This is a genomic window from Paenibacillus sp. UMB4589-SE434 (assembly GCF_030226685.1).
GTDB lineage: Bacteria > Bacillota > Bacilli > Paenibacillales > Paenibacillaceae > Paenibacillus_B.
In genome coordinates this window covers 200,722-213,812 of the sequence record NZ_JASOYK010000008.1, presented here as the reverse complement: position 1 = coordinate 213,812, position 13,091 = coordinate 200,722, and the positions used below count along the sequence as shown (strand labels likewise).

General features: G+C 44.8%; 10 protein-coding genes. 9 read left to right on the top strand and 1 reads right to left on the bottom strand.

Annotation, left to right across the window (positions count from 1 at the left end; translation table 11 throughout):
• Positions 1–12: 12 nt before the first annotated feature.
• The 3 genes from QP775_RS22305 (at position 13) to QP775_RS22295 (ending at position 2,469) form a co-directional block, all read left to right on the top strand.
• On the top strand, positions 13–999 hold the full coding sequence (locus QP775_RS22305) for a gluconeogenesis factor YvcK family protein (protein ID WP_239329777.1): 987 nt from the start codon (positions 13–15) through the stop codon (positions 997–999).
• A 7-nt stretch (positions 1,000–1,006) separates the two neighbouring features.
• Complete coding sequence (gene whiA, locus QP775_RS22300) at positions 1,007–1,939, top strand: DNA-binding protein WhiA (protein WP_239329775.1); 933 nt, start codon at positions 1,007–1,009, stop codon at positions 1,937–1,939.
• A gap of 263 nt (positions 1,940–2,202) precedes the next feature.
• On the top strand, positions 2,203–2,469 hold the full coding sequence (locus tag QP775_RS22295; protein ID WP_239329773.1) for an HPr family phosphocarrier protein: 267 nt from the start codon (positions 2,203–2,205) through the stop codon (positions 2,467–2,469).
• Positions 2,470–2,558: 89 nt separating this feature from the next.
• Here the strand turns inward: QP775_RS22295 and cls are convergent, their stop codons facing one another.
• On the bottom strand, positions 2,559–4,136 hold the full coding sequence (gene cls / locus QP775_RS22290; protein WP_285109016.1) for a cardiolipin synthase: 1,578 nt from the start codon (positions 4,134–4,136) through the stop codon (positions 2,559–2,561).
• Between the two features lie 640 nt (positions 4,137–4,776).
• Here cls and QP775_RS22285 point away from each other — a divergent pair.
• The 6 genes from QP775_RS22285 to QP775_RS22260 all read left to right on the top strand — a co-directional run bounded on the left by QP775_RS22285 (position 4,777) and on the right by QP775_RS22260 (position 13,072).
• Entirely contained in the window at positions 4,777–7,608 is a 2,832-nt protein-coding gene (locus tag QP775_RS22285) for an endo-beta-N-acetylglucosaminidase (RefSeq protein ID WP_285109015.1), read from the top strand.
• A 150-nt stretch (positions 7,609–7,758) separates the two neighbouring features.
• Complete coding sequence (locus tag QP775_RS22280; protein ID WP_285109014.1) at positions 7,759–8,541, top strand: hypothetical protein; 783 nt, start codon at positions 7,759–7,761, stop codon at positions 8,539–8,541.
• Positions 8,542–9,270: 729 nt separating this feature from the next.
• Positions 9,271–10,014 carry an SIMPL domain-containing protein gene (locus tag QP775_RS22275; protein WP_285109013.1) on the top strand — a complete coding sequence of 248 codons (744 nt, stop codon included), beginning with the start codon at positions 9,271–9,273 and terminating at the stop codon, positions 10,012–10,014.
• Positions 10,015–10,428: 414 nt separating this feature from the next.
• On the top strand, positions 10,429–11,400 hold the full coding sequence (locus QP775_RS22270) for an ABC transporter ATP-binding protein (protein WP_285109035.1): 972 nt from the start codon (positions 10,429–10,431) through the stop codon (positions 11,398–11,400).
• The gene (locus tag QP775_RS22265; RefSeq protein ID WP_239329762.1) at positions 11,397–12,251 is read left to right on the top strand and encodes an ABC transporter permease; all 855 of its coding nucleotides are present in this window, start codon (positions 11,397–11,399) and stop codon (positions 12,249–12,251) included. The genes QP775_RS22270 and QP775_RS22265 overlap by 4 nt, the downstream gene beginning before the upstream one ends.
• Positions 12,248–13,072: an ABC transporter permease gene (locus QP775_RS22260; protein ID WP_239329760.1), complete on the top strand. Its 825-nt coding sequence runs from the start codon at positions 12,248–12,250 to the stop codon at positions 13,070–13,072. The genes QP775_RS22265 and QP775_RS22260 overlap by 4 nt, the downstream gene beginning before the upstream one ends.
• The last annotated feature ends 19 nt before the right edge of the window (positions 13,073–13,091 follow it).

The following is a 13,091-nucleotide window of genomic DNA, read 5'->3' as shown; positions in this document are numbered from 1 at the left end:
CGGGAGGTCGCTATGGGGCATAAGTTAAAAGAGCGGGAGCGTCCGCGTATCGTAGTTATGGGAGGCGGCACCGGGCTGTCTGTCATGCTGCGCGGGCTAAAAGAGAAACCGCTTGATATTACGGCTATTGTGACGGTTGCAGATGATGGCGGTAGCTCAGGTATTCTACGCAGTGAGCTGAATATGCCGCCGCCAGGAGACATCCGCAGTGTACTGACAGCTTTGGCAGATGTAGAACCTTCTCTGTCCGAGATGTTGAAGTATCGTTTTAACGCGGGCACCGGGCTTGCTGGCCATAGTCTAGGTAATCTAATTTTGGCAGCGATGACCGATATTACAGGTGACTTCGTGGCAGGTGTCCGAGAATTAAGTCGAGTACTTGCCGTACGAGGCAAAGTGCTCCCTGCCGCTGAGCAGGCGGTAGTGCTGAAGGCGGAGATGGTGGACGGCACGATTGTAGAGGGTGAGTCCAACATTCCGAAGTACGGTCAACGCATTAAGCGCGTGTTCCTGGAGCCTGAAGATGTAGAGGCCTTGCCAGAAGCGGTGGAAGCACTCCGTGAGGCTGATGCGATTCTGATCGGACCAGGCAGCTTATATACTAGTATTATCCCCAATCTGCTTGTGCCTGATTTAGCCAAGGCAGTTGTAGAGTCGAATGCGGTGAAGCTTTTCGTATGTAATGTAATGACCCAGCCAGGAGAAACAGACGATTATACAGTGGGTGATCACCTTCAGGCTGTTCAAGAGCACGTTGGACATCAGTTATTTGATTATGTCATCGTCAATGATGGTGAGATCCCTCCACAAGTACAGGATAAGTACGCTGAGATGGGGGCCAAAGCGGTCCAACTTGATTTGGACGAAGTAACACGACACGGTTACAAGGTCATTGCGGATTCATTGGTGTTGTTCCGTACCTATTTAAGACACGATGCGGACAAATTAAGCTATCATATTTATCAATTAGTTGAAGATTGGATGTTACGAAAGAGGTGAATGACCCATGTCTTTTGCGGCACAGACCAAGAAGGAATTAACGCTGATTGAATCGGATACGTGCTGTGAAAAGGCAGAATTGTCTGCGCTTATGCGTATGAACGGTTCGGTTCAGATCTCCTCTAATCGCAAAGTCATATTGGATATCTCGACGGAGAACGCGGCTATCGCCCGTCGTATTTATACACTCGTCAAGAAGCATTTTCAGGTGCATACGGAACTGCTTGTACGTAAGAAGATGCGCCTAAAGAAGAATAATGTATATATTGTACGGATTCCAACTCAGGTACAGGAGATGCTCTCGGAGCTTCACATCGTATCTGAGGGCTTTTTGTTCACTGAAGGAATAGATAAAGGCTCAGTAGCAAACAATTGCTGTAAGCGGGCTTATTTGCGTGGTGCTTTTATGGCGGGTGGTTCAGTGAACAACCCTGAGGGGTCCTCTTATCATTTGGAGATTTCCTCGATGTATGAGGAGCATTGCAAGGCGTTAGCGGATCTTGCCAATGAATTTGCCTTAAACGCGCGCTGTATTGAACGCAAAAAAGGCTTTGTGTTCTACATTAAAGAGGGCGAGAAAATTATTGAGTTTCTCAATATTATCGGAGCCCATCAGGCATTATTTAAGTTCGAAGACGTACGAATTATGCGTGATATGCGGAATTCGGTCAACCGAATCGTGAACTGTGAGACGGCTAACTTAAATAAAACGATTGGTGCTGCTGTTCGCCAGATCGATAACATTAGGCTCATTCAGAAGGAGATAGGTCTGGATACACTTCCTGACAAATTAAAGGAGGTTGCCGAGGTCAGACTGGCACATCCAGATATCAATCTGAAAGAAGTTGGCGAGCTCTTAAAGGGTAAAGTGAGCAAGTCTGGTGTTAACCATCGCTTGCGCAAATTGGATGAGATGGCGGAACGAATTCGTAACAGCTAGTACTTTTTTGCTAGTTTAATATCGGTTATAATGCTATAATATGATGAGAAAAAGCTGGATCGAAGTCGTTCGTTGTAGATTAGGCCGGAAGTAGGAAGACAGTTGGGTCTTGTGTAATTTCGGTTAGGATGGTTAGATCTTATTTTTTCATTCATAAGCAGATGAATTTGTTATTCTCATATCGTAAATTGCACTGCACTCACGTAAAATGGATGTAAGCACAACTAATGAAACAAGGATTAAATATAGGGGGTATGATTCGCATGGCTCAACAACCAGTTGTCGTACGTTTGAAGACAGGACTGCATGCACGTCCAGCAGCGCTGTTCGTTCAAGAGGCAAATAAATATTCCTCGGATATCTTCGTGGAGAAGGAAGATAAGAAAGTAAACGCGAAGAGCATCATGGGAATCATGAGTCTCGCAATCAGCTCTGGAACTACAATTAGCATTACGGCTGAAGGCGCAGACGCAGAACAGGCTGTAAGCGCTTTAGTGACGCTTGTCAGCAAAGAAGAGTTAGAGAACTAAGACGCGGTTTATTACCGCGCTACATAGCACTGCATGATGTAAAAAGGAACCGTTCTCCGGTTCCTTTTTTCTATATAGGGGCGTTGGGTCTAGAGCAATGGTGATAATAATCGTGTGAGCGACTCGACGATTCGTTTACTTACTTTGCGATGGACGAATTCACGCGGATTAATCGGGGTTGAGCATTTGAAGTCTTCGTAGAAGCTGTAAAGAATATCGTCTATGACAGGCATGTCGTATAGGATCGCGGTTACTTCATAGTTCAGACGGAAGCTGCGTATATCCATGTTCGCAGTGCCAACGGAGGAAATTTTGCCGTCTATAAGCATCATTTTTGCATGCGTAAAGTTCTCTTTGTATCGATAGATCTGCACACCATGCGCCAACAGCACAGCGAAGTAAGACTGGGATGCCTGGTCGCTGAGCAGGCTGTCGCTCTTGCCTGGGTACAAGATGCGGACATCAATGCCCGAGGAAGCTGCTAATTGCAGGAATGTTAGTGTTTCCTGATCGGGTACGAAGTAAGGCGTCGTGATCCAGATCGACTCTTTGGCACCAGCCATTAAGGACAGAAAGACGTCACGCATTTTGGCGTCTTTATAATTAGGCCCACCAGGAATGATCTGAATGCCTCCTTTGCTTCCCTTGTAATCTGCAAGGTGATTGGGGAAGTAATCTTCATTGTGCATAAACTGCTTCCACGTTTCCTTGTAGGTCCGACTTGCAGCATAGATCCAGTCCTGAAGAAATATGCGATGGAGATCATGCACAGCATAGCCTTCGATACGAAGGTGGCTGTCTCTCCAGAAGCCCATTTTGGACTGCCCCATATATTCATCCCCAACGTTAAGACCACCCGTAAAGGCAACCTGTCCGTCCACAACGACGATTTTGCGGTGATTCCGATAATTGGCCGACTGGGTCAGCGAATACGCAAATATCGGATCAAATGCCGCTACTTTAATACCGGCTTCCTTCATTGGTACTAAAAATCTGTCTCTTAAGGCGTGACTGCCAAGTCCGTCATACATAAAGCGAACTTGAACGCCTTGTTTTGCCTTCTCTATAAGCAAATCGCGTAGTTCTGTTCCGAGACGATCGGAACGATAAATATAATATTGAACATGGATGTGATGAGCAGCTTCAGCGATGGCTGTTCGAATCGCATTAAATGTCTCATCCCCGTTCGTCAGCAAGTCAGCCGAGCTGCCTCCTACACAGTTATCGCCGCCAATTAGACGTATCCGATCAGCTACAACTTCCGAATGCGAAACGAGTTCCGGTTTCTCAGGAGTCTGCGTTCCTATATGATCCATATGTATCAGAGATGCGGCCTTCTTCACTTCAGTGTCCACTCCAGCATCCAGTCTAGCCTGCTTGGCGATGTTGATATAGGTCTGAACATGCTTGCGCTTCCGGCTATTACGCCCGAACAGCAGGTACAGGATAATGCCTAAAGTGGGGTACGAGAATAAAACAAACAACCAAGACAGCGTTGTCTGGGGAGAACGATTCTCCATGAGAACAACAACAACAATTGTGGCCATTATCCCGTATACGCTCCATTTTAGTACGGTGTAGAGTGAGCCTACCGTTGAATTTAAAAGTAACGTGAGTGCTATGGCAATGGCAGTCCCTAGCAGGAATCGTGCAAATTTATTTTTCATATCGTCTCCTCATGCTGCTATTTAACAGCTAGCTGTTATCATGGTTCCCACGATTCCAGCCAGCATCATCATTCATCCCACAACTGTAAATCGAGCTGTAGTTAACCTCGACTCAACAGGATGCCTTTGTACTTCATCATAACGAATGGAAGTGACAGTGAGAAGGCGAACAGCGAAAATTGTGCAAAAGTAATTTCCAAGAATGGCGGGCAGATGAGCCTTCTGCTTGTGGAGTCGGATCGTTGCGTTTCGTTTGATAATCTGTTCATTCCAGTGCTGAATACATACTGTAAATCAGTGTGTCAAATGGACAGGTTGCTTCTTTGGTAATCTGCCCAACAAGTAGGGAGACCATTTAAAAAGAGAAATAAAAAAAGTGTCGAAAGTCACGTTCAATAGGCCTAATGGCATTCAAATCGTATGAACCTTGCTAGTGTAATGTATGAGTCTTAAGGAGGGATGCATGAACATTTCTAAAATGTATGCGGTTACATTTATGTGTTTTATACACCATTTCTTTAATTAGTACACTATGATGTTGATCATAATGGAGTTACGTTAAAGGTATAGACGCGTCTAGCATTAAATTTTTCCAAATTCACGATTATCATTATACGAACCCCACTAGAGAGGTGTTAACATGACCACACACACGTTACAGAAAAAATCCCTCGTTCGTAAAGCATCCAAAGCGGTATCTTTGTGTACAATAACCGCACTATTAGCCACCATGATGATCTGGCCAAATCCTGCTTCAGCGCAGGAGACGCCGCGCGGGCCGCAGCAGCCTTTTTTGCATGGCTACAATGCTAAGCAGATGAAGGAGTGGACACCGGAAAGTGATCCATATGCAAAATATATGCGCTCCCGTGTTCCGTTGGCTCAACGGATTCAGCCATTCCAGCCCACTCAGGCACATCCGGAATTGACGACTACAGCGCAAGTGATGAATTTGTCCGCTGATTATGATAAAGAAGAATGGTTCGAAGGCTATCGCTATAATGACAGCTTCAGCCGCAACGTATTAAAGAATTGGCAGTACCAGGATATATATGCTTCCTGGCATGGTCTTCCGATAGCAGGATCACCTACTGAGGAAGGCAGACGAGACTACGGCGTCGTTAACATCCCGAACCCGGCCTATACGGATGCAGCTCACCGTAACGGTGTCATTAGCCTCGGCGGCTGGTTCTGGCCCCGTAATATTAATTTTGCCGAGCTAGTGGAGAAGACGCCGGACGGCAAGTTCCCTGTCGCCGACAAGATGATCGAGATGGCGAAGTATTTTGGCTTTGACGGTTATTTTATTAACCAAGAGGCAACCATTAGCAAGGCCCATGCGGATTTACTGATGGAGATGCTTAAATATATGCGCGCACAGGGCATGTACTTAAGCTGGTACGACAGCTTGACGATTGACGGCAAAATTTCTTATGTTAATGGATTTAACGAGAAGAATTCGCCGTGGCTAAAGGATGAACGCGATGGCAAGCGCGCCAATGACAGCATCTTTATGAACTATGCTTACACGCCGGAAGGTCTGGAAAGCAGCGCTGATCATGCCCGCAAGCTGGGCATTGACCCTTATGCGTCGGTATTTGCCGGCATTGAGAACGACAAGTTCCGTTTTGACCGCGGACTGGAGCTAGAGGCGATCTTCCGTAATGACGCAGCGCGTAGTGCGCGCACAAGTGTTGCGTTGTTTGGAACGGATATGGTGTGGAACAAAGGCCCGAATCCATTTGACCTGAATACACAGTCTTATGTAGAACAGCGGGAGCAGGCGTACTGGTCTGGGCCTCTTGGCAATCCAGCAGAGAGCGGCAGAGCAGTAGGTACGGAATACGAGAGCTGGCCAGGCATTGCGCACTACATATCGGAACGGTCCGTTGTGGGATCGTATCCTTTTGTGACACGATTTAATAACGGTCATGGTCTTGATTTCTTTATGAACGGTCAGAAGTCGAGTGATGCCGAGTGGAACAACATGGCTGCGCAGGATATACTGCCAACTTGGCAGTGGTGGACGAAATCTGCTGGTAAGGCACTTGCTGCAGGTTATGATTACACGACCGCATGGAACGGAGGATCTTCACTTAAAATTGAAGGTACGTTAAATAAAAATAATGCTACCGACATTCATTTATACAAGACGGATCTGCCTGTCACCAAAGACGTTCAGTTGTCTGTGACGTATAAAGCGAACGGCAATGTGCAGCAAGGTGCTGCTATTCAAGCGCTGTTATCCTTTAAAGATGATCCGAAACATCCAGTGGCAGTGAACCTGAACGGTGGGTTAAGCGAGCAATGGAGCACTGCAACAGCAGATCTGAAGTCGTTCGAGGGCAGAACAATTGCGGCAATCAGCCTTCGTGTATCGTCACAATCAAACGAAGATGCATTGTTTAAGGCTAATATTGGCGAGTTAAAGCTGACGAACAAGAAGACCGCGCAAGCTCCGGCGGCCCCAACAGGATTCCAGGTTGAAAAAGCGATGTTTGATGATCAGCAAGCGGCGATGTATGTGAAATGGGCCTTTAACGATAAGCAGCAGGATGTATGGTATTACGATCTTATGCGTGTTGTGAACGGCAAACGGGAATCGATTGGCCGTATCTATGACGAAGTGTACTACTTGAAATCATTGCCTCGCAGCAACGAGACCGATGTGAAGTTGGAGTTGTCTGCTGTTGGCAAGGATGGTACAGCAAGTGCACCACAAACTATTAGCTGGAAGTGGGGAAGTGGAGAGCGTGTTAACTTCACGCAGGGTCCGATTGCTGCTACTTCCATTGAAGCTATGCATTTGACTGGCGACAAGCTGAATATGGAGACAGGCTGGACGGATACCATTAATATCCGTGTCATGCCTTCGACAGCGGCTAATGTGAATGTAACGTGGACATCAAGCAATGAAGCAGTAGCTAAAGTGGATGCTCGCGGCAAGGTTACTGCCGTTGGCGCGGGTGATGCGATCTTGACCGCTCAGACGGGGGCAGTTAATGGCCAGCCGGGAATTAAGCGTAATATTACGGTCAAAGTCGTAGAGTCTGTTAAGGCGCAGGGCGGTGTTGTGCTAGAAGCTGAGAAGTACAATGATTCTAACGGGCTCTTTAAAAAGAGCGGTTATGTGAATGTTCGCGACTTAAACTTTGCGGATTGGATGTCATTTAAGGACGTTGACTTCGGTGACAAAGGCGCTACGAAATTAACAGTCCGTGCAGCTGTGTTAGCGAAGGACACCCGGATGGAAGTCCGCCTAGGCGGCGCAACGGGCCAACTAGTAGCAGATGTGGCTTTGCCTGTAAGTACACGCCAATTGGCGCCGTTCTACAAAAATTATACGGTTGATCTGTCTGCGGCAGTAAGTGGCCAGCAGCAAGTGCATATTACGTTCAAGAACCCTAACTATCGTAGTTGGACTGTGCGTGATACAGGAATAGTAGATGTAGATTGGTTGCAGTTTCAATAATTAAAATTAAAGACCCTTTACAATTAGAAAGAGTGCCGATCAGTTCTGAGAACTTTTCGGTGCTCTTTTTTTGTTTTTATTTATCAAAGTGGCATTAAAATCGCTACATTTTTTGGTAAATGACGTAATCAAGTAAAGGGGGTTAGGTGAATGAATCAAAAGGGATATCGAATTGCGCTGTTAGCATTTGTATTGCTGCTAACGGGTACAACTGTTAATGCATCAAATGCATGGCAACTCAAGCTATATTCAGGCAAAGTATTTTGGATGGGAAAAGAACTTGAACAAAATCCAAGTATGCCATTTCTGCAAAAAGAAGAGGTTACGTATATACCTGTGCGCTCGCTTGAAAAATCAGGTATCGGCTTCACGAGATATGATGCAAAAACTAAAAATATTTATATCGATCCTTATGATACGTTCAAGCCTACATCTGTTTCTAAGGCATACGCTCAAAAGGAAGATGATTTCTTTAAATTACGAATCAATAGTAGTAAAACAAACTACAAGGGGGGAGAGAATCTTGACATTTGGTCATCATTGGATGTAAAAAGCACAGCAAGTATCACAATAAAGCATGGAAATCCTTTAGTTAGTTATTTTCTTATAGATGAGGATGGCTTGTTTGTTTCGGAAACTAGAGCCGCATCGCTCCATACAAGTACCTTGCATTTTGACGATCAAATGATTTCAGTCTGGCGAGGTATGCTGGCTCACCATTATATAGGGGATAAATATGGATATTTTGACAAGCCAAATGGAGAACAATTATTCCATCAGGAGGTTGCCAGACCTTTGCGCCTGCCAGCTGGTGATTATACGATTGGCGCTTTTGCTGAGTATAGTGTCTCTAATGAAATACAGAAACATATAGAGAACAACGAAGTTAAAAGAAAGCGTTTAGAAGCAACAATTAAAATTAAAATTGAGTAGGGATTCATATTGAAGCTTACAACGATTTCATCTGATCTTGTTTACCCGATAATTATTTGCGGTTATCCTTATCCCGTTCTAAAGCTTCTTTTGCAAGATCACGGGGTGGAATCTTATAGTTAATATTCAATAACAATCCTATAATTATTAATAAAAGAATAATTATCAGTATTGTCACATTACATCAACTCCAGTTTGAATAGCTTCATCTTTTGAGACACTTGCAGATATAGAGAAGCTATTGGATTTATTGAGGTATACTTATCAGTGCTAACTTTAAGATACTCACTATTTTGCACAGGTGTCAAGCTGGTATGATGAGCAACCCCCATAGCATCAGTATAAGTATAGTAAGGTTCTTTTAACCATTTGAAGCTTGATCGCGTCAGCAATGCCCCTTAAGCCATCTGAAATGAAAAAAATAGATCAATATAACAATATATGATTGTATTTTTTTGAATTAAATATAAGCATTATTCCCCGTAATTATTTTAGGAAGCATATCCTATTAACAGAGGTTGAAAGAAGAACAGCCACAATTGCAGAATTAACAAACAATTCTTTTGCTGTGATCAAGATAGTGTTAGTGATAGGTATTATCTTGACGCAATACAAATGGCTTCTGAACTAAAAATAAAAAAGTTATCCCTACCTGCAACAATAATTGTCCAGCTACCGTTTAGAAGAGAAGATAATAACCAAACTATAACTTAAACGGAGGTATGGATGATGCATAATTGGTTAAAACGTACGGGAGTGGCGATGGTAGTTAGTGGCGCTTTAGTATTTGGAGTGTTAGGAGTTGGTAATGTGACACAATCATCTATCGCTTATGCAGCGAGTGAACAACAGCGTGATCTGATTTCGGTAACTGGTGTTGGCAAGCTGGAGGTGGAGCCTGATATTGCTTACGTAAACTTAGGTGTTGTGACGAAAGCGGTAGAAGCTAGCGCGGCGCAAGAACTGAATGCAACTGCATTTGACAAGGTGAAGAAGGCTTTGGAGTCGTACGGTGTGCAGGCTAAAGATCTAAAGACAGTTGAATTTTCTGTTCAGCCGCAATATCAATATAAAGACAACGAAGAACCTAAGATCGTGAGCTATCAAGCTACACATAACGTATTAGTTAATTACCGCGATCTGACAAAGCTTGGAAAGATGGTGGACGCTGCTTCTAAGGCTGGTGCTAACCGAATCAATCAAATTAGCTTTGACGTGGAGAACAAAGATAGTGTTGAAACAACGGTGTTGGAGAAAGCTGTAGCACATGCGAAGAAGAAAGCCGAAGCGCTTGCCAAAGCTTCAGGTCGGACGCTTGATGTTGTCGTAAATATTACGGAGTCAGGTTACGATTATTCACCAATTCGCTATCAGGCAGAGATGATGAAGATGGATTCTGCACCATCATCGGCGCCGCAAGGTGGGCAAGTGAAGCTGCAATCGACAGTACAAGTCGTATATGCTTTAAAATAAAACACTCGTATTGAATACTGAATATGGAAGTGACATAAGAGGTTCCCGGATGTCAAATTCGGGGACCTTTAATTTTGCTGATAATTGCGTTAAAATAGTGGATAGTGATCCTTTACATGGAACAAATGCGTTGATTCCGTGAATTAGCAGGTATGTATCTGTCGAAATTACGCAAAACTAGTTGTATCGCCTCGCAAAACAATGTATATTGAATATGCAAAATTAATCTACGAATGATCAGGCCATACCAATGGATATGGCTTTTTTTAATGACAATATCGGAGGTTCTCTCATATCACTCCGCTAGTCGTCAATAATATGCCTCTATACGCGGTCGCTCTCGTTGATTAACGGACCTCGATAGAGGTTTATCTCATTATAATGACGTTGTCCACGGATAACGGGAAGGGGTTGATGCTTATGATTCGTCTGGAGAATGTAGAAAAGCATTTCGCTGGACAACCCGTAGTGCATCCCTTGTCTCTGACAATCGATGAGGGGGAGTTTCTAACACTGCTCGGACCGAGTGGTTGCGGAAAGACTACCATACTGCGTATGATCGCAGGATTTGAACAACCGACGACCGGAATCATTCGTCTTGATGGCGAAGATGTTACACAATTGCCGCCAAACAAGCGGAATTTGAATCTTGTATTCCAACACTATGCTTTGTTCCCCCATATGACGGTGGAGCAGAACATTCAATTCGGCTTAAAAATGAAAAAAATACCGGTCAAGGAGCAGCGGGAACGCATTGATGAAGCGATCCGACTGACGCAGCTCACGGCACTCGCCAAGCGTTATCCGCATCAATTGTCAGGCGGACAACAGCAGCGTGTCGCAATCGCAAGGGCGATTGCAAATAAACCTAAGGTACTGCTGCTGGACGAGCCGCTTGGTGCATTGGATCTGCAGCTTCGCAAGAACTTGCAGGCTGAGCTGAAGCAGCTTCAACGCAGCCTAGGCATTACATTTGTATATGTTACTCATGATCAGGAAGAAGCTATGATGATGTCTGATCGGATTGTCATTATGAACACGGGTAAAGTCGAACAAATTGGATCTCCGCGGGATGTGTACGAACGCCCGGAGACGTTGTTTGCAGCGACGTTTATCGGCGAAAATAACATTTTCCATGATGAGCGATTGTTTACGGTACGTCCTGAGAAGGTTCGAGTAACACCAGAGCTGGCAGACACACGCAAAACCGGAATTATACAGGATATCGTTTATCTCGGGAATGTGCATAAGCTGATCATTCATCTTGAAGATGAGCCGACGTCAGTTACCAGTGTGCTGGACTTTACAGACCAGAGGGACTGGAGTATCGGGCAAAAGGTTGGTGTTCATTGGAACTTGCAGGATGAGGTGACGGTCGGACGATGAATAAACGTTTCTTCGGTGTCTTGACACCTGTCGTCTTGTGGCTGTCATTCTTTATGGTTATCCCGATGCTTGCGGTTATATTTGTATCCTTTATGCAGCGAGATAACTTGGGTAACATCGTGTGGGCGTTTAGCTTGGACAATTATGCGCGTTTTTTTGAGCCGTTATACTTGGGCATTTATTGGGATACGATCTGGCTATCTGTATTGACTACCGTGTTCTGTCTTTTGTTGAGCTATCCGCTCGCTTATTATATGACGACGTTGGGACCGAAAGCGCAGAAGTTCTGGTTAATCGGGATTACCGTCCCATTCTGGATTAATTTCTTAATTCGGACCTATGCTTGGATTATTTTACTGCGGACGCAAGGTGTAGTGAATTCACTGTTGATGGATATCGGGCTAATCTCAGAGCCGCTTCAAATGCTGTATACGCAGGGAGCTGTATTGCTAGGAATGGTATATACGTTCATCCCGTATATGGTGCTGCCGATCTATGTATCGTTAGAGCAGATGGATAAGCGACTGCTTGAGGCTTCCAGCGATCTTGGTGCTTCTCGTTGGCGTTCATTCTGGCACATTACGCTGCCGCAGACCAAATCAGGCATGATGACGGGAAGCGTGCTTGTATTTGTGACAACGACGGGGATGTTTGTAGTTGCAGATATATTGGGTGGGGCCAAGTCACAGATGATTAGCAACATCATCCAGAATCAGTTTCTGGGAGCAAGGGATTGGCCGTTCGGTTCTGCATTGTCAGTTATTTTTGTTATCAGCTCGCTTGTGATTATCGGATTGTTCAACCGTGCACTTCGCTCGAATTACGATTCATCTAAGGAGGCGAAAGCATGAAGACAGTACAAGCAAGCAAGCGACATCCATGGCTTTCTATACACTCCTTTTTGTTGATGGCGTTTATTTATATCCCGGTACTGCTTATTATCGTGTTCTCGTTTAACGATTCACGAATGAGTACCAGTTGGAGCGGGTTTACATGGAGATGGTATAGCTCCTTATTTGATAATCGTACGGTTATGGAGGCGCTCAGCAACAGCTTAACGATTGCCTTTACTTCTACGATTATTTCTACCGTGCTAGGAACAATGGCTGCACTTGCGATTCGCAAGATGCAGAATCGAGGCAAGCAGGGTGTGATTGGGCTGCTGTATATGCCAATCGTAGTGCCAGACATTATTATGGGCTTGTCCTTACTTATTTTGTTCAGTCAGTTGAAGATTGACTTGGGCAAAATGACGGTAATTATTGCACATATTACGTTTAGTATCTCGTATGTTTACGTTATCGTATCGTCTAGGCTTGCCAACATGGGCAAGCAGTTGGAAGAAGCGGCTAACGATCTGGGAGCGAATCCGTGGCAAACCTTCCGCTTTGTCACGCTGCCATCGATCTGGCCGGGCGTAATTGCAGGTGCCTTGATTGCGTTTACGTTATCGATAGACGACTTTATGATTAGTTTCTTTGTATCGGGTCCGAGCTCGACAACGTTGCCTATCTACATTTACGGGTCTGTCAAACGTGGCATCTCGCCAGAAATTAATGCACTTTGTACCATTATGATCGTGGTCAGCGTTATGCTTATTATCTTGGCACAGTGGCTGCTCGGACGTGGTAAGTCAGACAAGGAAAAGGGCGGCTCGCTGCTGCCATTCTAATATTTTATTGAAGAAGGAT